Source organism: Aquaticitalea lipolytica (genome assembly GCF_014641635.1).
GTDB lineage: Bacteria > Bacteroidota > Bacteroidia > Flavobacteriales > Flavobacteriaceae > Aquaticitalea > Aquaticitalea lipolytica.
This window is the reverse complement of record NZ_BMIC01000001.1, coordinates 895,721-918,946: the sequence shown is the minus strand read 5'-3', so window position 1 is coordinate 918,946 and position 23,226 is coordinate 895,721. Positions and strand designations below refer to the sequence as shown.

21 protein-coding genes and 1 tRNA gene are annotated in these 23,226 nt (G+C 31.6%); 10 read left to right on the top strand and 12 right to left on the bottom strand.

Annotated features, from left to right (window positions below; translation table 11 throughout):
• Positions 1–23: 23 nt before the first annotated feature.
• The 9 genes from IEW41_RS04320 to IEW41_RS04280 all read left to right on the top strand — a co-directional run bounded on the left by IEW41_RS04320 (position 24) and on the right by IEW41_RS04280 (position 9,269).
• Positions 24–1,220 carry an FtsW/RodA/SpoVE family cell cycle protein gene (locus IEW41_RS04320; protein ID WP_188605098.1) on the top strand — a complete coding sequence of 399 codons (1,197 nt, stop codon included), beginning with the start codon at positions 24–26 and terminating at the stop codon, positions 1,218–1,220.
• Positions 1,220–2,317, top strand: a complete 1,098-nt coding sequence (murG, locus tag IEW41_RS04315) for an undecaprenyldiphospho-muramoylpentapeptide beta-N-acetylglucosaminyltransferase (RefSeq protein ID WP_188605097.1) — start codon at positions 1,220–1,222, stop codon at positions 2,315–2,317. Before IEW41_RS04320 ends, murG begins: the two co-directional genes overlap by 1 nt.
• The gene (gene murC, locus IEW41_RS04310) at positions 2,314–3,666 is read left to right on the top strand and encodes a UDP-N-acetylmuramate--L-alanine ligase (RefSeq protein WP_188605096.1); all 1,353 of its coding nucleotides are present in this window, start codon (positions 2,314–2,316) and stop codon (positions 3,664–3,666) included. Before murG ends, murC begins: the two co-directional genes overlap by 4 nt.
• Positions 3,667–3,700: 34 nt before the next feature.
• Positions 3,701–4,375, top strand: a complete 675-nt coding sequence (locus IEW41_RS04305; RefSeq protein WP_229660162.1) for a cell division protein FtsQ/DivIB — start codon at positions 3,701–3,703, stop codon at positions 4,373–4,375.
• Positions 4,376–4,378: 3 nt separating this feature from the next.
• Positions 4,379–5,704 (top strand): cell division protein FtsA, encoded by a 1,326-nt coding sequence (ftsA, locus tag IEW41_RS04300; RefSeq protein WP_188605094.1) that lies wholly within the window; start codon positions 4,379–4,381, stop codon positions 5,702–5,704.
• Positions 5,705–5,747: 43 nt separating this feature from the next.
• Entirely contained in the window at positions 5,748–7,652 is a 1,905-nt protein-coding gene (gene ftsZ / locus IEW41_RS04295; RefSeq protein WP_188605093.1) for a cell division protein FtsZ, read from the top strand.
• Between the two features lie 94 nt (positions 7,653–7,746).
• Positions 7,747–8,196, top strand: coding sequence for a GatB/YqeY domain-containing protein (locus tag IEW41_RS04290; RefSeq protein WP_188605092.1), 450 nt, complete (start codon positions 7,747–7,749; stop codon positions 8,194–8,196).
• A gap of 31 nt (positions 8,197–8,227) precedes the next feature.
• Positions 8,228–8,301 (top strand) — tRNA-Arg (locus IEW41_RS04285).
• A gap of 230 nt (positions 8,302–8,531) precedes the next feature.
• Positions 8,532–9,269: a zinc-dependent peptidase gene (locus tag IEW41_RS04280; protein WP_229660161.1), complete on the top strand. Its 738-nt coding sequence runs from the start codon at positions 8,532–8,534 to the stop codon at positions 9,267–9,269.
• Here IEW41_RS04280 and rpe read toward each other — a convergent pair whose 3' ends face one another.
• The 9 genes from rpe to rpsO form a co-directional block, all read right to left on the bottom strand.
• Entirely contained in the window at positions 9,270–9,932 is a 663-nt protein-coding gene (rpe, locus tag IEW41_RS04275) for a ribulose-phosphate 3-epimerase (protein ID WP_188605091.1), read from the bottom strand.
• A gap of 145 nt (positions 9,933–10,077) precedes the next feature.
• Complete coding sequence (locus IEW41_RS04270) at positions 10,078–10,941, bottom strand: sigma-70 family RNA polymerase sigma factor (RefSeq protein WP_188605090.1); 864 nt, start codon at positions 10,939–10,941, stop codon at positions 10,078–10,080.
• Between the two features lie 96 nt (positions 10,942–11,037).
• Positions 11,038–11,412: a hypothetical protein gene (locus tag IEW41_RS04265; RefSeq protein ID WP_188605089.1), complete on the bottom strand. Its 375-nt coding sequence runs from the start codon at positions 11,410–11,412 to the stop codon at positions 11,038–11,040.
• Positions 11,413–11,469: 57 nt separating this feature from the next.
• A complete protein-coding gene (locus IEW41_RS04260) occupies positions 11,470–12,636 on the bottom strand; it encodes a putative outer membrane beta-barrel protein (protein ID WP_188605088.1) in 1,167 nt (388 codons plus the stop codon).
• Positions 12,626–13,183, bottom strand: a complete 558-nt coding sequence (locus IEW41_RS04255) for an RNA polymerase sigma factor (RefSeq protein ID WP_188605087.1) — start codon at positions 13,181–13,183, stop codon at positions 12,626–12,628. The genes IEW41_RS04260 and IEW41_RS04255 overlap by 11 nt, the downstream gene beginning before the upstream one ends.
• A gap of 62 nt (positions 13,184–13,245) precedes the next feature.
• On the bottom strand, positions 13,246–13,641 hold the full coding sequence (locus IEW41_RS04250) for a hypothetical protein (protein ID WP_188605086.1): 396 nt from the start codon (positions 13,639–13,641) through the stop codon (positions 13,246–13,248).
• An 18-nt stretch (positions 13,642–13,659) separates the two neighbouring features.
• A complete protein-coding gene (locus tag IEW41_RS04245; RefSeq protein ID WP_188605085.1) occupies positions 13,660–14,715 on the bottom strand; it encodes an FIDD domain-containing protein in 1,056 nt (351 codons plus the stop codon).
• Positions 14,716–14,828: 113 nt separating this feature from the next.
• A complete protein-coding gene (locus IEW41_RS04240) occupies positions 14,829–17,081 on the bottom strand; it encodes a polyribonucleotide nucleotidyltransferase (protein WP_188605084.1) in 2,253 nt (750 codons plus the stop codon).
• A gap of 158 nt (positions 17,082–17,239) precedes the next feature.
• Entirely contained in the window at positions 17,240–17,509 is a 270-nt protein-coding gene (rpsO, locus tag IEW41_RS04235; RefSeq protein WP_188605083.1) for a 30S ribosomal protein S15, read from the bottom strand.
• A 187-nt stretch (positions 17,510–17,696) separates the two neighbouring features.
• Here rpsO and IEW41_RS04230 point away from each other — a divergent pair, with 187 nt between their 5' ends.
• A complete protein-coding gene (locus IEW41_RS04230) occupies positions 17,697–18,536 on the top strand; it encodes a hypothetical protein (protein ID WP_229660160.1) in 840 nt (279 codons plus the stop codon).
• A gap of 55 nt (positions 18,537–18,591) precedes the next feature.
• Here the strand turns inward: IEW41_RS04230 and accD are convergent, their stop codons facing one another.
• The 3 genes from accD to tamL all read right to left on the bottom strand — a co-directional run bounded on the left by accD (position 18,592) and on the right by tamL (position 23,224).
• Positions 18,592–19,449 carry an acetyl-CoA carboxylase, carboxyltransferase subunit beta gene (accD, locus tag IEW41_RS04225; protein WP_188605082.1) on the bottom strand — a complete coding sequence of 286 codons (858 nt, stop codon included), beginning with the start codon at positions 19,447–19,449 and terminating at the stop codon, positions 18,592–18,594.
• A gap of 37 nt (positions 19,450–19,486) precedes the next feature.
• The gene (gene fbaA, locus IEW41_RS04220; protein WP_188605081.1) at positions 19,487–20,554 is read right to left on the bottom strand and encodes a class II fructose-bisphosphate aldolase; all 1,068 of its coding nucleotides are present in this window, start codon (positions 20,552–20,554) and stop codon (positions 19,487–19,489) included.
• Between the two features lie 129 nt (positions 20,555–20,683).
• Positions 20,684–23,224, bottom strand: a complete 2,541-nt coding sequence (tamL, locus tag IEW41_RS04215; RefSeq protein ID WP_188605080.1) for a translocation and assembly module lipoprotein TamL — start codon at positions 23,222–23,224, stop codon at positions 20,684–20,686.
• Positions 23,225–23,226 lie beyond the last annotated feature (2 nt).

Genomic DNA, 23,226 nt, shown 5'->3' with positions numbered 1-23,226 from the left:
ACCACAGAATAAAAAAGGGGAAAATGGATAATGTTTTAAAAAACATAAAAGGGGATCGATTAATTTGGGCGATAGTTACACTATTGGCAATTTTCTCATTCCTTCCTGTGTACAGTGCTGCTAGTAATTTAGCATATTCTGTAACTTCAGGAAGCACCTTTGCATTTTTTATTAAACATTTTATGCATCTCTTTTTAGGGTTTGTAATAATGTATGGTGTTCATATAATTCCATACAGATATTTTAGAGGCTTATCTATGGTAATGTTACCAATTGTTTTGGTATTACTTGTGGTAACTATGCTTCAAGGTACTACTATTGAAGGCGCAAATGCAAGCCGATGGATACAAATTCCAATAGTTGGAATGTCTTTTCAAACATCAACTCTGGCTGCAGTTGTGTTAATGGTATATGTAGCGAGGTATTTATCTAAAATACAAGACAAGGATATTACTTTTAAAGAGTCAATTTTGCCATTATGGTTACCAGTTTTTTTAGTATTAATATTAATTCTTCCAGCTAATTTTTCTACAACAGCTATCATGTTTACAATGGTACTGATATTAGCTTTTATTGGAGGTTATCCAACAAAATATATTGCAGTAATCATTGGTACAGGAATAGTCGCTTTAGGATTATTCGTGTTGGTTGCAAAAGCGTTTCCTGACCTAATGGAAAATAGGATAAATACTTGGGAAAATAGAATCGAAAATTTCATGCAAGGTGGTGAAGATACTGAAGCTGATTACCAAATTGAAAAAGCTAAGATTGCTATTGCTTCTGGAGGAATACAAGGCGTTGGACCAGGCAAAAGTGTACAAAAGAACTTTTTACCTCAATCGTCGTCAGATTTCATATTTGCCATAATCGTTGAAGAATATGGTTTAATTGGAGGTTTGTTTTTAGTTGTAATGTATTGCTGGTTGTTATTTAGAATAGTAATTATTTCGCAAAAAGCAGATACTATTTTTGGCAAACTTTTAGTATTAGGAGTTGGGCTTCCAATAGTATTTCAAGCATTTATAAATATGGCTGTTGCAGTAGAATTATTTCCTGTTACTGGTCAAACATTACCATTAATTAGTAGTGGTGGAACATCAATTTGGATGACATGTCTTGCTTTTGGAATCATTTTAAGTGTAAGTGCTAAAAGAGAAGAAATAAAAGAAAAAGAAGCTAGTGAAGAAAACCCACTCGAAATTTTAAGTGAAGCAATTTAATGAGCAAGTATAAAATCATATTATCAGGTGGCGGAACAGGTGGACATATCTATCCTGCAATTGCTATTGCAAATGAGTTAAAATCTCGTTTTCCTGATGCTGAGTTTTTATTTGTTGGTGCAATGGATAGAATGGAGATGGAAAAAGTACCACAAGCAGGTTATAAAATTGAAGGACTTTGGATTTCTGGCATACAACGAAAACTTAGTTTGAAGAATTTAGTATTTCCATTTAAGTTGATAATAAGTTTGTTGAGAGCAAGAAAAATTATAAAATCATTTAAGCCAAATGTAGCAATTGGTACTGGTGGTTTTGCTAGTGGTCCATTATTAAAAATGGCTACTGCTAACGGAGTTCCAAGTTTAATCCAAGAACAGAATTCTTATCCTGGTATTACAAATAAATTGTTAGCTAAAAAAGTTGATAAAATATGTGTTGCTTATGACGGTTTAGAGCGCTTTTTCCCAAAAGATAAACTTATTAAAACTGGAAACCCAATACGTCAAGATTTATTAAAAATTGACAATAAAACAATTGAAGCTAAAGACTTTTTTAAGCAAAAACATGGTAAGCATACACTGTTAGTTTTAGGAGGAAGTTTAGGAGCTAGAAGAATAAATGAGCTTATAGAAAAAGAGTTGGAGTTTTTGCAAACACAAAATGTACAAGTTATATGGCAATGTGGGAAGTTGTATTACGATATGTATAAAAAATACAATAACAATGACGACGTACAGGTTCATGCGTTTTTAAATAATATGGATTTTGCTTACGCAGCATCCGATTTTATTATCTCGAGAGCAGGAGCAAGTTCTGTTTCCGAACTGTGTGTAGTTGGTAAACCTGTTGTTTTTATTCCTTCTCCAAATGTGGCGGAAGACCATCAAACTAAAAATGCAATGGCTATTGTAAACAATGATGCAGCATTGCTAATTAAAGAAGAAGATTTAGATATAGATTTTGAAAACAGGTTTTCTCAGCTAGTGTCATCTGTAGAAAAACAAAAAGAATTAAGCAATAACATAAAAAAATTAGCTTTAGTAAATGCAACAAAAGACATAGCAGATGAAGTTGAAAAACTATTAAAAAGTAAATGAATATAAACAACATACATAACGTCTATTTTATAGGAATTGGAGGTATCGGAATGAGTGCTCTTGCTCGTTATTTTGTTGCTAATGGAAAAATTGTTGCTGGTTATGACAAAACTAAAACAGATATAACAGAGGCGTTAGTTGATTTAGGTGTGAAAGTTCATTTTGAAGATTCAGTAAATAATATTACTGCACCATTTTTAAATGCTGAAACAACTTTAGTAATTTATACTCCAGCTGTGCCAAAAGATCATAAAGAATTAAACTTCTTTAAGAATAATAATTATGAAGTTTTAAAACGATCAACAGTTCTGGGCGAAATCACAAAAAATACATTTTGTCTAGCAGTTGCAGGCACTCATGGTAAAACAACAACAACAAGTATTCTTGGGCATTTGTTATACCAAAGTAATGTTGAAGTCACAGCTTTTTTAGGCGGAATAAGTGAAAACTATAATTCTAATTTTATCCTAAACGGAACTAAAGTTACTGTAGTTGAAGCTGATGAATTTGATCGTTCGTTTTTAACTTTATCGCCAGACATGGCTTGTATTACATCAATGGATGCAGATCATCTCGATATTTATGGTGAAGCAGATGAGCTTAAAAAATCCTTTGTAGAGTTTTCAAAAAAAATAAAGCCTAATGGTAAACTATTCGTTAAGAGCGGATTACCTATAAAAGGAATTACATACGGAATAGAAGATGATTCTGATTATTCTGTTCAAAATATAAAAATTATTAATGGCAGTTATGAGTTTGATGTAAAAACACCAACTCAAACGCTACACAACTTCAAATTTAACCTACCTGGTAGACATAACTTGTCGAATGCATTAATAGCCTTGGCGATGTCTGTAGAATACGGCATCCCTCAGCAACAGCTCGCCACGGCATTAGCATCTTATAAAGGGGTTAAAAGAAGATTTACATATCAAATAAAAACAGAAGATTTAGTTTTTATTGATGATTATGCACATCATCCTGAAGAAATAAATGCAGTACATCAAGCTGTACGAGAAATGTATCCTAACAAAAAAGTGTTAGCTATTTTTCAACCGCATTTATTTAGCAGAACAAGAGATTTTGCAGACGATTTTGCGAAAAGCCTCTCGCAATTTGACGACATTTTATTGCTAGATATTTATCCAGCAAGAGAGTTGCCAATTAGCGGAATTAATTCAGAATGGTTATTGACAAAAATTAAAAATAATAACAAGAAGTTAATTCAAAAATCAGAATTAATTTCAAGTATAAAGCAGTCAAATGCCCAAGTTATTTTAACTATTGGAGCAGGCGATATAGGTGAAGAAGTTAAACATATAAAACAAGCTCTAAGCGTTGCGAGTTAATTATAATTACATAAAAATCAGTGTATTGCTAATTTTGGTAATATTCCTTTTTGCATTTTCTTCATTTAGAAACTCTGCAAGAAAAGTGAGTGCGCCAAACATTGAATTTATTGGTGAAGAAAATTTATTCGTAACAAATGAAACTGTTAGTAAATTGTTAATACAAAATCAACAGAGTGTTACGAATAAGCCTAAAGAAATTATAGATTTGAACGAGTTGGAAAATACCCTAAATTCTAACCCAATGATTAAGGAAGCGCAAGTGTTCATCAATGTTGATGGAACATTAACAGCCGAAATCATTCAGAAAAAACCTATAGCAAGAATAAGTACAAATGCGTCCTATTACGTTGATGACGAAGGGAAAGACATGCCTTTATCAACAAATTACAGTGCAAGAGTGCCTTTAGTGACTGGATTTGTAAACAAAAAAGAATTATATAATGTGACTGTTGTTGCAAAAAAAATTCAAAGTGATGAGTTTTTAAAAAACCATGTTGTAGAAATTCATCAAAACGAAAATAGAAGTATCGATTTAAGATTTAGAAAGAACGATTTTAAAGTTCAATTAGGGTCTATAAAGCAATTAGATAAAAAAATAAATAATCTCAAAGCTTTTTACCAAAAGGCAATGAGAGATAATACGCTTAATAGTTATAGTGTAGTGAACTTAAGGTTTGATAAACAAGTCATTTGCACCAAAAAGTAAACGATGGAAAACAATAAAATTTCAGTAGGATTAGATATCGGAACCACAAAAATTGTGGCTATGATAGGTCGTAAAAACGAATATGGCAAAGCCGAAATTTTGGGTATCGGAAAATCCAAAAGTTTAGGTGTGCACAGAGGAGTTGTTAATAATATTACACAAACTATTCAATCTATTCAGCAAGCTGTACAAGAGGCTGAAGCTGAAAGCGGATTAAAAATAAAAGACGTAACTGTTGGTATTGCTGGACAACACATTAGAAGTTTACAGCATAGTGATTATATAACTAGAGCAAATTCTGAATTGGTTATTGATGAAGATGATATTGATAGACTAATCAATCAGGTTCATAAATTGGTAATGTTGCCAGGTGAAGAAATTATTCATGTATTACCACAAGAATATAAAGTTGATGGTCAGGCAGAAATTAAAGAACCTATTGGGATGTATGGTGGACGTTTGGAAGCAAACTTTCATGTTGTAGTTGGGCAAGTGTCTTCAATAAGAAATATAGGACGTTGTGTTAAAAGTTCAGGATTAGAACTTGAAGGGATTACACTAGAGCCATTGGCATCTGCAAATGCGGTTTTAAGTCAAGAAGAAAAAGAAGCTGGAGTTGCATTAATCGACATAGGTGGTGGAACTACAGATTTAGCTGTCTTTAAAGACGGAATTATTCGTCATACAGCTGTTATTCCTTTTGGTGGCAATGTAATTACTGAAGACATTAAAGAAGGTTGTTCAATAATTGAAAAACAAGCTGAATTATTAAAAATTAAGTTTGGTTCAGCATGGCCAGGAGAAAATAAAGACAATGAGATTGTATCAATTCCAGGATTACGAGGAAGAGAGCCAAAGGAAATTACTCTTAAAAATCTTTCTAAAATTATTCATGCTCGAGTAGTTGAAATTATTGAGCAAGTGTATGTAGAGATTAAAAACTATGGACACGAAGAACAAAAAAAGAAACTTATTGCAGGAATAGTTTTAACAGGTGGAGGAGCACAATTAAAACACTTAAAGCAATTAGTAGAGTACATAACAGGAATGGATACCAGAATAGGGTTTCCTAATGAGCACTTAGCTGGAGATAGTGATGAAGAAGTTGCAAGCCCATTATTTGCAACAGCAGTTGGTTTAGTAATGGACGGATTAAAACGCCAAGAACGCAAACGAATTGAAATAGAAGCCTTAGAAGAGGCAGAAGCTGAATCTAATGAAGAAGCAATTATTGAAGAAGAAGAGATAGTGCAACCAAAAAAAGAGCGTAAATCGTTTTTAGATAAACTAACAGAACGTGTTAAAGATTTTTTAGATAACGCAGAGTAAAAATATTAGATATTAATTATAAATCCAGAAAAAACCCAAGTATATGAGCAACAAAAATGAATTTGGAAACATCGCATTCGATTTGCCAAAAAATCAATCCAATGTCATTAAAGTGATAGGTGTTGGTGGAGGTGGAAGCAATGCTATTAACCACATGTTTCAACAAGGTATTAAAGGAGTTGATTTTGTAATCTGTAATACAGATGCTCAAGCACTGCAAAACAGTGGAGTCCCAAACAAAATTCAACTTGGTGTGAACTTAACCGAAGGTCTAGGAGCAGGTGCTAATCCAGATGTTGGAGAGCAAGCTGCTGTTGAGAGTTTGGAAGATATCCACAGAATGTTAGATACCAATACAAAAATGGTATTTATAACTGCTGGAATGGGTGGAGGAACAGGTACTGGAGCTGCTCCTATCATTGCTAAAATGGCAAAAGAATTAGATATTCTTACTGTCGGAATCGTTACTATGCCTTTTCAATTTGAAGGTAAAACACGTAACGAACAAGCACAAAAAGGTATAGAAACACTACGCGCTCACGTAGATTCATTAATAGTTATTAATAATAATAAGCTTCGAGAAGTATATGGTAATCTTGGTTTTAAAGCAGGATTTTCTAAAGCTGATGAAGTTTTAGCTACTGCCTCTAGAGGTATTGCTGAAGTTATTACACATCACTATACACAAAACATCGATTTACGTGATGCAAAAACTGTGTTAAGCAATAGTGGAACAGCAATAATGGGTTCTGCAACGGCATCTGGAAAAACACGTGCTCATGAAGCAATTATGAAAGCCCTCGATTCGCCATTGTTAAATGACAATAAAATTACTGGAGCCAAAAACGTATTGTTGCTTATCGTTTCTGGGTCTCAAGAAATTACTATTGACGAAATTGGAGAAATTAATGACCATATTCAAAACGAAGCTGGTCATGGAGCAAATATTATTATGGGAGTTGGTGAAGACGAATCTTTACAAGAATCAATTTCTGTTACAATTATTGCTACTGGGTTTGATGTAGAACAACAAGACGAAATATCTAACACAGAAGTTAAAAAAGTAATTCATGCATTAGAAGATGATCAAAATAACGACGTACATGTTAAAGAGCGTGAACCAGCAATTATTACTCCAGATATCATTCTTGAAAAAGAAGAAGAAAAGGAAACTATAGTAAAGCATACACTTTTTGAAGATGAAGTCGTAATTGACACAAAAATGGATTTAATACCAACAACCGAGTTTATTAAAAATTTGAATGTTGTTTATGATGAGGTTTTAGACACTATTGAAGAAGACGATTTTGTTATTACACCAATTCAACCATTTAAAGACGAGGTTGAAGAAATTATTGAGGAAGAAGAACAAATCACATTAACCTTTGATTTGCCTTTGTCTGATGCTCAAAAAGAGGCAGTAAGTAATGATGAAAATAGAGTGTTATTTGAGTTAGAAGATGAAGTGAAAGATTTAAAAGTAAACGATTATGTTGAAATTATTCCTGTAACTGAAGCAAATGAAGAAGGTGAAAAAAGATATGCTTTAGATGATTTTATGTCATTTGAATCATCAATGAATACTACAAAAAAGAAAGTAATAGAAATTGATGAAGAAATTGTTTTTGAAAAGAAAGTAGTTGCTTCTGATGAAGCTATATCTACTGAAAAAGCTGAAATAGACCCTATGAACAGTCCAATTTCAGATATGTTAAAAGAAAGAGCAGATGAAAGAAGACGTAAGATGAAAGATTTCAATTACAAATTCAACAATGCTAAAATAGATGAAATTGAAAAAGAACCAGCTTATAAAAGACAAGGTGTGAACTTGGAAGACACACAACACTCTTCTGAGACGAATGCTTCTAGAATGTCTGTTGGCACTGACGACAACGACGATATTCAATTACGAAGCAATAATTCGTTTTTACATGATAACGTAGATTAATAGCAAATTTTAGTTTAGTGTTTCACACTTTCTAACCCGAAAAGTTTAATTACTTTTCGGGTTTCTTTTTTATCTTCGCACAAAACAAATGATTATGAGTTTACAAGAAGGTATCATGGCAGCAATGAAAGCAGCCATGAAAGAAAAAAATCAAGAGGCATTAGCAGCATTAAGAGCTGTAAAGTCGGAAATATTATTAGCTCAAACCGAAACAGGTTCAAAAGAGGAGTTAACAAAAGACCAAGAAATTAAAATTCTTTCAAAACTAGTTAAACAACGAAAAGACAGTGCGGCAATTTTTACAGAACAAAACAGAACCGATTTAGCTACACCAGAATTGGCACAAGCTGAAATTATTAGTCAGTTTTTACCAGCTCAATTAAGTGAAACAGAGATTGAAAAGGTAGTTGTAGAAACTATTGCTAAAGTAGGAGCAGAAGGAATGAAAGATATGGGTAAAGTAATGGGAATTGTTAATCAACAATTGGCAGGAAAAGCAGATGGTAAAACAATTTCTACAATTGTAAAATCTAAACTTTCTTAAATTACCTAAGCAGTCTATAATTAGTATTAAAGGCTGCGTAGCTCAATTGGATAGAGCACTGGATTTCGGCTCCAGCGGTTGTAGGTTCGACTCCTATCGCAGTCACGAGTAAAACAAAAAGCAAGCTTTATATTTAGCTTGCTTTTTGTTTTGTATATTTATTTCAAAATAATAAAACCCTCACAATGTAGATTATGAATTAACGTTATTTAAAAGTGGTAAATAAGCATCTAATTCTAATAGAACAATTTTCTTTGGGAGGAAAGATTATAATCGGAGTTTTCTTTTGTGTTCTACTCGTTATGCTTTTTAGTTTTGTGCTAAAAATGTTAGAGATGGGATATGTGATGAGGCATAAAAAGCCATTTTTTGTTCATTCACCTTTCTTTTTAAAAAAACTAAAACCTAATCAAAAGTTTATTTTAGAACAACAGTTTAAGTTTTACAATAAACTAACTCCCAAGCACAAGATATATTTTGAGCATAGGGTAGCATCTTTTATAATTGATAAACATTTTATTGGCAGAGATAACTTACATGTCACTGAAGAAATGAAAGTACTTATATCAGCTACTGCTGTGATGCTCACTTTTGGTTTTAGAGACTTTTATATAGGTTTAATAAATAAGATATTTATTTATCCAGAAGAGTTTTATTCAAATATGAATCAAGATTATCATAAAGGGGAATTTAATCCAAGGTTGGAGACTTTAGTTTTGTCTTGGAAAGATTTTAAAAAGGGTTTTGAAATTGAAAAGGATAAACTAAACTTAGGAATTCATGAGTTTGCTCATGCTATACATTTAAATAGTATGAAAGAGAGAGATGTGAGTTCTACAATTTTTTCAGACTCTTTTAAAGAGCTTACAGAACTTTTAGCAAATACCGAAACATTACGAAAAGACTTAATAAACTCTGAATATTTTAGAGAATACGCATACACTAATCAATACGAGTTTCTTGCAGTAATAATTGAATCCTTTATTGAATCTCCAGAAGATTTTAAAACTCAATTTCCAGAAATCTATAGTAAAACTAAGCAAATGCTTAATTTTAATTTTGCAGGTTACTAATTAAGAATTAGCTAAAATTCTTAAGTCTTTTATTGTTTTTGGCTGGTCACTGCTTTTAAAAACATAACTCCCAGCAACCAGAACATCAGCTCCAGCATCAACTAATTGTTTTGCGTTTTTATTAGTAACACCACCATCAATTTCAATTTTTGTAGAAGCGCCTTTACGTTCAATTAAAGCTTTTAATTGTGTGACTTTATTATAAGTGTTTTCAATAAAACTTTGACCTCCAAAACCAGGATTTACACTCATTAAGCAAACTAAATCTATATCATTAATGGTGTCTTCTAAAACATTCACATTTGTATGAGGATTAAGAGCGACACCTGCTTGCATTCCTTCTGCTTTTATAGCTTGCAATGTTCGGTGAAGATGAGTACAAGCTTCATAGTGAACAGTTAAGATATTGCTTCCTAATTCTGCAAAAGTTTTAATATAACGATCAGGTTCAACTATCATTAAATGCACATCAATTGTTTTTTTGGCATGTTTGCTAATAGCTTTCAAAACTGGCATTCCAAAAGAAATATTAGGCACAAAAACACCATCCATAATATCTATGTGAAACCAATCTGCATCACTTTGGTTAATCATTTCTATATCACGTTGAAGATTTGCAAAATCTGCTGCTAAAACTGAAGGTGCTATTAATTTAGAACTCATTGTTGTGTTGTTGTTATGTTTTTGCAAAAGTAGGTAAAAAAATGAACCCAGAGTAATCAGCTCTGGGTTCTTTCATCAATCAAAAAACGAACAGTTATGTTGTAACTGTTTGTTACGTTAATTTAGTCGTAATTATTGGGGATTACTAACCTAAATATGTTTTTAATATTTTGCTTCGTGAGGTATGTTTCAACCTACGAATTGCTTTTTCTTTAATTTGACGTACGCGCTCACGAGTTAGGTCGAATGTCTCACCAATTTCTTCTAAAGTCATTGGGTGTTGATCTCCTAAACCAAAGTATAAACGAATAACATCTGCTTCACGAGGTGTTAATGTTTCTAGAGCTCTTTCAATCTCTGTACGTAAAGATTCATGTAATAAATCTCTATCAGGATTTGGAGACTCTCCAGAACGTAATACATCGTATAAGTTAGAGTCTTCACCTTCTACTAAAGGAGCATCCATACTTACGTGACGACCAGAGTTTTTCATAGACTCTTTTACGTCGTTTATAGTCATGTCCAACTCTTTTGCAATCTCTTCTGCACTTGGTGGGCGTTCATGACTTTGCTCTAAAAACGCAAATGTTTTGTTTATTTTGTTAATAGAGCCAATTTTATTTAATGGTAAACGTACAATACGAGATTGCTCAGCTAGTGCTTGAAGAATCGATTGACGAATCCACCATACTGCATAAGAAATGAATTTAAAACCACGAGTTTCATCAAAACGTTGTGCAGCTTTTATAAGACCTAAATTACCTTCATTTATTAAATCTGGTAAAGTTAATCCTTGATTTTGGTATTGTTTAGCTACCGAAACCACAAAACGTAAATTAGCTTTAGTCAATTTTTCTAAAGCAACTTGATCTCCTGCTTTAATACGTTGTGCTAATTCTACTTCTTCGTCTGCGGTAATTAAGTCAACTTTTCCAATTTCTTGAAGATATTTGTCTAGCGAAGCTGTTTCTCTATTGGTAACCTGCTTCGTAATTTTGAGTTGTCTCATCTAATGTCTTTCTGTAAATTATAAATGTGAATATTACATTGCTACATAGTTATACGTAAGAAGTTGTATAAATGTTACAATAATCTCAAAATTAAATTAAATTTTAATAGGTTTTTTGTCTTCAAGATGAATGTCTTCTAACATTTCTTGAGTGAATTTATAATGACCACGTGTTGTGATAATTTTAAAACGACGTGATTTTAAATTGCTCAATGTGTTTAAAAACAACCATTTAGATTTTAAAAGTTTAGGCTTGTCTGATTTTAAACTCAACTCAAAATAATGAGTTCTACCTTCTTTTTCGGCAACAATATCTGGTGTAATATTAATTTCGCTTCCTTTTTTAAGATACGATTTTGGAGTTTCATAACCCTCAGCATCGGCTTTGATGTTTTCAAAACCACTGTTTTCTAAATACGTTAATGAGCTGTTTAAAATGTCCGAGTATTTCTCTTTGTCTGTATAAATCATAACTGATAATATAATGAAAATATCGAGAAAAGCAAATTATGACATGTTTTTAACAATTTAAAATTTATATTCAAGGCCACTTGTTATAGAAATTACAAAAGGATTAAAATCATTTTGTACTGAATATGGTTCAAAGTGATACTTAAACATTGGCTCCAGATTCAAATAGAGATTATTATAAATTTTGGTTTGAAAACTTAAGCCTGCATTTAGTGATAAAGTAGATTGATTAAATGAATCTGAATTATCGATAATTAAGTTGATATTACTCTCATCTGTTGAAGTTTTTGTTGCATCATTTAGAAATAGATAACTAAAGCCACCAACAAAATATGTTTTTATTTTATGTTGTGTTAATGCATACTTAATTTCTAAAGGAACTTCTATATAGTTTACTTCTTGTTTTATTGTACTGTTATTGTTGGTGTATGTTTGCTTTAAGTTTAGTTTATTTACTCCAAGTCTAAAGTTAATTTTATCAGATCCAATATAATTGAAGTATATACCATAAGTAATTGAAGTTTGATTTTTAAAAGATGTTTTAAAGCCATCATAATATACAATAGAAGCATTAGGATAAACACTCCATTTTGACTTTTGTGGACTTTTAATAGAGTCTTCTATAGTTAACTCTTTTTTTAACTCTTCCTCATTGCTTGCTAACTCATTGCTATTTGAAATTGAGTCTAAAAGAGTTTTTTCTATTATGTTTTCACCAAATTCTTTTGGTAAAATATTAGAAGTTTTCTCTTTAAAATTTAAGTTATTGGCTACATCCTTGTTTGATGCAACTTTTTTATCTGCTTTATATATAGAGGTAGATTTGGTGGCTGTTGTTTTAGATGATGAATTATTGGTATTTAATACTATAATAACTTCCTCTTTTGAGTTTAATATTTTAGTATTTATAGGATTATTTGAATGATTTGAGCTGTTTATTAAATCTGATTTTTTATTCTCATTATTTGTAACTGTATTTGAGCTAGTATTTATTGTGTTTTTTGGTGAATTATTATTGAAGATAGAATCTTTATTCAGAAATAAGATCATAAGCAATACTGCAGCAATGCTTCCGTATTTTAACCAAAACGGAATAACTCGATCATCTTCTTTTTCTTTCTTAAGTTTGGCTTCAATGTTCTCCCAAACTATGTTATTGGGTGAGTCATTAAATTCTGATAAGCGTTCTTTAAACGCATTTCCTATATCTTTTTTAGTTCCCATGATGTTTTATTTTGTGAATTTGGGATTCGTTAATTTTTTTTATGTTCTCTTTCAAGATTAGTTTCGCCCTATGCAAATTCGATTTAGATGTTCCTTCAGTTATTGATAACATTTTTGAAATCTCTTTATGAGAATAATTGTCTAACTCATAGAGATTAAAAACCAATCGATACCTGCTAGGTAGTTCTTGAATTAAGTTTAAAATAATATGCAGAGGCACATTTAAATTGTCTGTATCTATAGTTGTGTCTTCTAAAATGTCATCATTAATTACAATGTTTATATAGCTTTCTTTTTTGTACTTATCTATAGCCTTATTAATTGTAATTCGTTTTATCCATCCTTCAAAAGAGCCTTTACCATTATATTTTTTTATATTCTTAAAAATTTCAATAAAAGCATCTTGAAGATTGTCTTGTGCTTCTTCAATATTTTTGCAATACTTTAAACTTAAAGTAAACAAGATGTCTTTGTATGTGTTATACAAATCGCATTGAGCTTTAAGATTGTTTTTTTTGCAATCTTTTATTAATTTTTCTAGATTCAAACACTTTATTTTTTAAGTAATTATAAGCTTAGTTAGATGTTTGCGATTAATTTCATATTGTTTTATCTTTTATTTATCGTTATTGATTCGGTACAAATTTCATCTCCAACAGCTCTTCCAAGAACAACTCCAGTAGTAAAATCATTTCCAAATTCTAAAGTAACTACTGATGTGTTTTGCCCAGAAATAATTGTAATTGAACCAGAAACTATTTCCCAAGTAAAAACTGAGCTAATTATGTTGCTGTTATACTGATAAGTCAAATTTTCTCCAGGATTTGCTAGTTCTGAACCAGTTACGCAACAAATAGTCCCAGAGTAATTTAAAATTTCTTCACCACAAACTAATTCTGAATTTGCATTATTGTTGTCATCAGTATTTGAGCACGAAATAAATACAAAGGCAAAAAAGGTAAATTTTCGAAAACTTTTTAAAATTAATCTCATTATGGGTTTCATAGGTTTAATAATTTAAAGTTAACAACTAATAGCGTTAATAGTAATAGGAATTATAATATATTCTAAAGAATCTAAATTTTCAATTCTAACCCAAATCACTTGGTCTTGTTCTAAATTAATATATGGTTGTGAAGATAAAATTGCATTAGAATTAGTTTCAGAATCATCATATGTTTCATGAAAAGTAACATTTAAATTTTCTGCATCAGTAATACCTTCAACAAGAAAAAGAGTTAAAATACAGGTCTTATAATTATCAAAAATAAATTCTGCATGTCCAGAATTATTGGTTAATTCACATTCATTATAATTTAATCCTGTATTTGTGCACGAATTGTTGTTGTCACAGATTTGAGTTAATAAAACAGAATGATTTTCTGTTGATAAACGCATTGCACTGCTTCCTAAATATGTTACAAGCCAATCGTTATTCCAAAAATCAGCTACTTCATTTGTGCTATTAAGATGAATGTTTAAATGTAATTCGTCTTCAATAAATAATGGAGACCAAGAACCGAAAAGTATATTGCCATCAAAATTAAAGGTGGTTGCTCCATCGTTTTCTTGAAAAATTCCACCTACATATGTGTTTTCAGAATCTTCTAAATAAATCACTTTCCATATGCAATTTCTAATTAGTTCTTGGCAATTACCAATAGCTTCGTCTCTTATACAATTATCTATAGCTTCTTTTAGCTGCTCATTAGTTTCAATTACAAAAGTGCTACCATCGTTTAATGTGCTTGTTATAGGATAGCTAACGCTTATTGAGTATGTTATATCTAAACTCCCTAATAAATCACTAAACTGTTGGTCTGTTGTTATATATTGTGTGTTAGAATATTCTAAGTTTTCATCAAAAATATAAATGGTTAAAGGATAAACAAACTCTATACAAGTTATCGGTTCTAGTTCTTCACCTTCGTCAGCTATACGTTCTAATAAATTATAAAGCTCAGAGTCTACGTTTATGACTTCTCCGTTTACAAATATGCCGCCAAATGGCTCGTTGTCGCATGATGTTATTGAAATAAATAAAATAAAGACTGATAATATTTTTAAAATTGATTTCATAGCTTAGTTCTTTTGTTTTAACTATAGTCTGAAAAACAAAAAAAGGTTGCGTTAAAACAAAAAAAACCTCGCAATATTAATTGCGAGGTTTTCATTTATTGAGTTAAAAAGAATTAATCTTCTTTTTTATCTTCTCTTGGTTTTCTATCGTCACGTCTATTATCACGTCCACGATTATCTCTACCTCTGTTATCACGTCCACCACGATCGTTATTGTCTCTTGGTGGTCTAGCAACATAACCTTCTGGCTTATCTAATAATGCTTTACGAGATACTTTTTCTTTACGTGTTTTTGGATCTACACCAAAATATTTCACTTTAAAAACGTCTCCCATATTAACAACGTCAGATACATTCTCTGTACGTTCCCAAGCCAATTCACTTACGTGTAGTAAAACTTCGTTTCCTGGAGCTTGAGTATATTCAACAACAGCACCAAAATCTAACATTTTAATTACTTTTACTTCGTAAGTTCCACCAACTTCAGGCTTAAACAATAAAGAATCTATTTTTGCTAATACAGCATTAATACCATCTTGACCTACACCTAAAATTTCAACAATACCTTCTTCAGTTACTGGGTCTTCGTTAATAACAATTGTAGTTCCAGTTTCTTTTTGTAATTCTTGAATTACTTTTCCTCCAGGACCAATTAATGCACCAATAAATTCGTTAGGAATTCTTCTGGTAATCATTTTAGGTGCATGAGGCTTAACATCTGCTGCAGGAGCTGCAATTGTTTCGGTTAATTTACTTAGTATGTGTAAACGTCCATCACGTGCTTGTTTTAAAGCATTTACTAAGATTTCATACGATAATCCTTTTACTTTAATATCCATTTGGCAAGCAGTAATACCATCAGCAGTACCTGTAACTTTAAAGTCCATATCTCCTAAGTGATCTTCATCACCTAAAATATCAGATAATACAGCATATTTTCCAGAATCTCCATCAGAAATTAATCCCATTGCTATACCAGAAACAGGTTTTTTTAATGTTACACCAGCATCCATAAGTGCCATAGTTCCAGCGCAAACAGTTGCCATAGATGAAGAACCATTAGATTCTAATACTTCAGAAACTACACGTACTGTGTATGGGAAATCTGAAGGAATCATATTTTTTAATGCACGTTGTGCTAAGTTTCCATGTCCTACTTCACGACGAGAAGTACCTCTTAAAGGTCTAGCTTCTCCTGTCGAAAAAGGAGGGAAATTATAATGTAAATAGAAACGCTCTTCACCTTCAAAAGATGGCATATCTATTTGGTTAGCTTCTCTTGATGTTCCTAAAGTTACTGTAGCTAATGCTTGAGTTTCTCCACGAGTAAAAATTGAAGAACCATGTGTAGATGGTAAATAGTCAACTTCACACCAAATTGGTCTAATTTCATCAGTCTTACGACCATCAAGACGTAAACCTTCATTTAAAGTAAGGTCACGAATTGCAGCTTTTTCTGCTTTGTAGTAATATTTAGAAACTAATCCGTCAAACTCGGCTAATTCTTCTTCAGAGAAAGTAGCTTTAATTTCTTCCTTAATAGCATCAAATGCAGCACTACGTTCGTGCTTTGCAGAAGCAGCTCTTGCAACAGCATACACTTTATCGTAAGCCATATCACGAACTTTCTTTTCTAAAGCTTCATCTTCACGTTCTGGTTCGTACTCACGAGTTTCTTTCTTACCGAAAGCTTCAGCTAATCTTATTTGAGCAGCACATTGCACTTTAATAGCTTCATGAGCAAATTTAATTGCCTCTGCCATTTCTTCTTCAGAAATTTCTAGCATTTCGCCTTCAACCATCATTACTGAGTCTGCAGATGCACCAATCATCATATCGATGTCTGATTCTTCTAATTGTGCTCTTGTTGGATTGATAATAAACTCACCATTAATACGTCCAACTCTTGCTTCAGAAATTGGAGTTTCAAAAGGCACGTCAGATAATTGAATAGCAGCAGATGCAGCTAAACCTGCCATAGCATCTGGCATAACATCTTCATCATGAGACATTAATTGAACCATCACTTGTGTTTCTGCATGATAATCTTTAGGGAATAATGGACGTAAAACACGGTCTACAAGACGCATTGTTAATACTTCACCATCACTTGGTCTAGCTTCTCTTTTGAAAAAACCTCCAGGATAACGTCCTGAGGCAGCAAACTTTTCTCTGTAATCTACAGTTAATGGTAAAAAGTCTACATCACTTTGTTTGTAATTGGAAACAACTGTACATAATAACATACATTTTCCAGATTGTACAACAACCGATCCATGAGCTTGTTTTGCTAATTTTCCGGTTTCGATGGAAATAGTACGTCCATCACCAAGGTCAATGACCTCTTTAAAAACTTTTGGAATCATAAATTTTTTAATTCTAATTAAACAATGGTCGTTGTGTTGTTGTAGTTGTTGTGTTTGTGACCAATGAAAAACTATAATAAGCTTCTTCAATGCGTATTTATACTCTGCGCAGAGTTGTATTTAAAACAAAAAAAGAGGCGCGAAGCCTCTTAATTTGATTATTTTCTTAATCCTAATTCTTTTACTATGGCACGATATCTTAAGATATCTTTCTTAGTTAAGTAATCTAGTAAGCTTCTTCTTTTACCTACTAACTTTACTAATGAACGCTCAGTGTTAAAATCTTTACGATTGTTTTTTAAGTGCTCAGTTAAATGGTTAATTCTGTAAGTGAATAAAGCAATTTGCCCTTCTGCAGAACCTGTGTCTTTTGCATCTTTACCGTGTTTTTTAAAGATGGCTTCTTTTTCTTTTTGATCTAAATACATGCTAATATTATTGTAAATGATTTTTATGTATATGAAAGTTTCTCTTTCAAGCGGCAAATATAGTAATTTTTAGTGATTTACAAGCTAAAGCTTATTTTTTTGATGTCATTCATCGAATTTTTTATAATGATATTAAACCTTTTTACTCATAGTTGGTCTTAACTTTATATTAACATTAAATAAAGTAATGATGAAAAAAATTGATTTAACAAAAAAGGTTATGTTTTTCCTTGTGGTTTTAGGATTGGCATTTACAAGTTGTAGTGATGAAGAGTCTGTAGATACTCAAGAACAAGATACTACTGAAGTTGCAAAATCGTCAGAAATTGACGAAATAGAAGTTGTGTTAGGTGATGTTATTATTGATGCTTACGAGGGTCAGGAATCTGATGAGTTAGGTCGTTCCGCTCAACAATCTGGGTTGCCAGCTTGTGTAACTATTACTGTGGTTATGCAGCAAAATTACAGAGAAGTGACTGTAGACTTTGGTACAGAAGGTTGTATAGTTAATGGTCATTTACTAAAAGGACAAATTGTGTTTACTTATAGTAGAAATCCAGAAGCCCAACAAGTATTGATTACTTATACTCTTGAAGATTTCTATTTTGACAATAAGAACATAATTGGTAGTAAAACTTTATTGAAAGAGTTGTCTAATGATAATGGAAACCCACAGTTTACACATACTTTAGATTTAACTGTAATTTGGCCAAACGGAGCACAAGCAAGTAGAGAAGGAGTAAAAATTAGAGAATGGGTTGAAGGTTTTGGTAGTGGAGTTTGGAGTGATAATGTTTTTGAAATTACTGGAAACTGGTCAACTACTTTTGTAAATGGTAATACACATACTTATGAAGTTGTTATACCATTACGTAGAGAGGTTATTTGCTTTTATTTTGTTAGCGGAAGCATTAACGTACAGCGTACAAACTTTGGTGGTGTGTTTGATTATGGTAATGGTAATTGTGATAACCAAGCAACATTTACGTTTAACAATGGTAATGTTGTAAATATTACATTGAATTAATTTATTGCTATTAATTTAAAAAGGCGAACCAATTGGTTCGCCTTTTTTTTATGTTTTAAACTCTTAAAGGTTGATTTGTTATTAAATCAATATATAAGTTGACTTTATTTTTTAAGTCTCTACGTTCAGTAATAAAATCTAAAAAGCCATGTTCTAATAAAAACTCAGCAGTTTGAAAATCTTCTGGTAATTCTTGTCCTGTTGTGTCTCTTACAACTCTAGGACCTGCAAAACCAATTAATGCTCCTGGCTCACTAATATTAATATCACCAAGCATAGCAAAAGAAGCAGTTGTTCCTCCTGTTGTTGGGTCTGTAGATAATGAGATGTAAGGAATATTTGCATCAGCTAATTGCGCGAGCTTTGCTGATGTTTTTGCAAGTTGCATTAATGATAATGCAGCTTCTTGCATACGTGCTCCACCAGATTTTGAGATAATCATAAACGGGATTTTCTTTTTTAGAGCATAGTCTGCTGCGCGTGCAATTTTTTCACCTACAACGCTACCCATTGAGCCTCCAATAAAGTTAAAATCCATACAAGCAATAACCAAATCTTTACCTTTAGATTTTCCTACTGCACATCTTACAGCATCTTTAAGATTTGTTTTTGCTTGAGCAGCTTTTAGTCGATCTGGATATTTTTTAGTATCCTCAAATTTTAAAGGATCTTTAGAATCTAAATTTGCATCTAATTCTTTAAATTTATTGTCGTCAAATAAAATTTGAAAATATTCTCTACTACCAATTCTTACATGGTATCCATCTTCTGGACTTACATAAAAGTTTTTTTCTAACTCTTCTGTATCTATAATTTTTCCTGTTGGTGATTTGTACCACAGACCTTTAGGAGTATCTTTCTTCTCTTCGGTTGTGGTAGTAATACCTTTTGTTTTTCTTTTAAACCAAGACATTAAAAGTGAGTTTTAGTTATTTAGTTATGGTGCAAAGTTATAAAGTATTTACATTATTTAGGTCTTCAAACGCTTTTTTTAAGCGTTCAACAAATGTTTGTTCGCCTTTTCGTAGCCAAGCCCTTGGGTCATAATACTTTTTATTTGGAGAATCCTCACCATCTGGATTCCCAATTTGTGATTGCAAATAAGCTTCATTAGATTTAAAATAATCACGAACTCCACTCATAAAAGCATATTGCATATCTGTATCGATGTTCATCTTTATAACACCATAACCTATTGCTTCTCTAATTTCTTCTACTGTAGAACCAGAGCCACCATGAAACACAAAGTCGATATGATTATGGCCTACTCCAAATTTTTTAGACACATAATCTTGAGAATTTTTTAAAATTTTTGGTGTCAGCTTTACATTACCTGGTTTGTAAACACCATGTACATTTCCAAAAGCAGCTGCTATTGTAAACTGATTACTTATTTTACTTAACTCTTCATATGCATAAGCAACTTCTTCAGGTTGAGTGTATAATTTTGAATCATCAACATCGCTATTATCTACACCATCTTCTTCGCCACCTGTAATTCCTAATTCAATTTCTAAAGTCATTCCCATTTTACTCATTCGTTTAAGGTATGCTTTACAAATCTCGATGTTTTCTTCAATAGGTTCTTCAGATAAATCAATCATATGAGAACTATAAAGAGGTTTTCCTGTTTCAGCAAAGTGTTTTTCGCTTGCATCTAATAAACCATCAATCCAAGGCAATAAGTTTTTTGCACAATGGTCTGTATGTAAAATGACAGGTACACCATATGCTTCTGCTAATAAATGAACGTGTTTAGCACCAGCAATTCCGCCAGCAATAGCTGCTTTTTGGTTATCGTTACTTAAACCTTTACCTGCATTAAATACTGAGCCTCCATTAGAAAACTGGATGATAACAGGAGCGTTTAAAGCTGCTGCTGTTTCTAATACTCCATTTATACTACTAGAACCAATTACATTAACTGCTGGTAATGCAAAGTTTTTTTGTTTTGCTAGTTTAAAAATATCTTGTACAGCTTTTCCAGTTGCAACTCCTGGTTTTATGTTGTGACTCATTTTTTTTGATTTTATAGTTGAAAAATATGTGACTCAAAAGTAATCAATTTTTCAATAATTTTTGGAGAATTATAAACTTACTTCGACTTAAAAACAGCGAAAACGTTATAGCAAAAAAGATGTTTTGTTCTAGAAAGGATAGTTAATACCTATATTATATACAGCATTACTAAAGTTATAATCTTTAAACCAACGATTACCATCATTGTTTGATGGATCGTAAGTTTTAAAACCAATATCACCACGCAAAATGAAGAATCTAAAATCATAACGTAACCCAAAACCTGAGCCAACAGCTATATCTTTTAGAGAGCTTAAACTACTAAAGGTATAAGAGTCATCAGTAATATTATCGAAAACATTCCAAATGTTTCCTGCGTCAACAAATAGTGCTCCATTAAAACTTCCAAAAATATTAAAGCGCTGCTCTGCACTAAAGTGAAGTTTTAAATTTGCTTCATTAAACTCGTTTGTTGAGTTTGAGCTTCCTGGGCCTAAGTTGTAAGCTGTCCATGCTCTGTTGTCATTAGGTCCTCCTGCAAAAAAACTTTTTGAAAAAGGTATGCTGTTTGAGTTGCCATAAGGGATAGCAATACCAAAATAGCTACGAACAGCAAAAACATTACGTTTTCCTAAATCCCAATATTTAACATAGTCAAATTCAGTTTTTGCATATTGAGAAAAAGCTACGCCAAAAACTTCGTATCTATTGTCTGAATTTTTATTTAAACCTGCTAAACTAGAAATGTTTGAAAGTAAATTTCCTGCTAGTTCTAATCGGAAACGTAATATGGAAAAATCATTATCAAATAAATTTTCTCTTCTGTTTTTAACATAGTTAAAACTACTTGCGAAGATGAGGTTGTTTTCTGTTAGTCTATTCTTACGTTGTGAAATATTGCTTACGTTAATTAAATCATCATCAGTTAGATTTAAGGTTGAATTTGGATCAAGAGCATCTGTAATAAAACTATTTGCGCCTTGCGGAATGATTAAATTGCCATTTGTATCAAAATAACTAGGATTGGTATTGTAAGTTTGGGCAATAGTATTAAGTCTACTAAATGAGTTTTGATATACACCAAAATAATTGTCAATATTTAGATTTTTTACAAATTGAATATTAAACAAATCTAAAGTGTTTGTTACTTTTCGGGAAGGGTACCAATTATAACTAAGTAAACCAGTAAAACTTTGCTTGTCTAAACCAATATTTTGCTGACTCGTAGCACCTAAGCCTATTCTTGTAGTTGGAGACATGAATTTTGGAATTACTTTATTAGTATTCACAGGAAAAAACATACGAGGAATAGTTAACTTTATATTTGCGCCAACTTCATTAATATCAAAAAACTGGTCTCTTGAGTTTCCAGCTTCTTTAGAAGCACCAATAGCTCCTAATGCAGAAATTTCAAGGGTTTCGGCACCTCTAAATATGTTTCGGATTAATAAACCTGTACTAAATGAAAACCCAACTGTTTGTATATTGCTTTGGGTAATATCAAGATCTATATTAAGCCCATATTTCTTTTTAGGAGTTAAGTAAATATTTGCAGTTAGTGTTGTGTCGTTAGCGTTTTCGATATACTCAATATTAGGGTATTTAAAAATCTTTAACTCACTTAAATACCTATAAGTACGACTTCTATCAATATCTTTAAATACATTTCCTTTAGTTATAAAAACTGCGTCTGTAATGGCTTTAGGCCTGTATTTTAACTTATTATAACTATATAAATTGTAGTTTTTGTAAGTTGTAGAATCTGTTATTTTTGAATCTTTATTTTCGAAAAAGTCGTCAGTATAAATATTTACATCTTTAATTTTATAAACCTTAAAAGGAGTTCTTACAATAGAATCTTCATTTCTTATAATTCGGTTTTGAATTTGAATTTCAGTATTTACTTTTTTATTAGTGCCAACTGTATCAATTTCAAATTTAATATAGTCTTGACCGAAATAATATAAACCTGAATTTCTTAATTCTGTAGTTAAACGTTCTCGTTCACCATCAAAATTACTAGCATCAAATTGCTGTCCTTTTTGAATTAAAGATTTTTTCTTAAGTGTTTTATAAAGAGTATCAATAATAGGAGTTCCTATTTTAGATGTAATTGAGTCTAAAATATATGGATCGCCAGTAGTTACTTTATAATCTATAGTGGCTCTTTGATTGCTATCTTTTTTAATTTCGTATGATGTTGCTACATCAAACCAGCCTTTGTTGTAGTAATATTTTTTTAGATTAATGATAGATTTTTCTGTTCTAAGCTCATTAACAATTACTGGAGCTTCACCAGTTTTTTTTAACCAATCATTAAAATCTTTTTTTGATTGGTAATACTTATCAAATTGTTTTTGAGATAGAAGCTTAGTTAAACGCTCTTTCTTTTTAGGATTTGCATTTATTTGCGAATCTACTATAGAGTCTATATTTGGTCTAGCTAAATTGTATATGTGCAGCCTAAGTGGGAAGCCAAGTAGTTTTCCGTTTGGTTTTTGGTACAGTAAATTTGTTACAGCCTCACTATTGTTTTTCTTATCATTAACATAAACTGTATTATCAGTAAGCAAGTAATCTTCTTTTTTTACACGTTTTATAACATTACAAGAAGTAAATAGTATAACGATTAACGTAATAAATGATATTTTTGCCAGAGTGAGTTTCAATT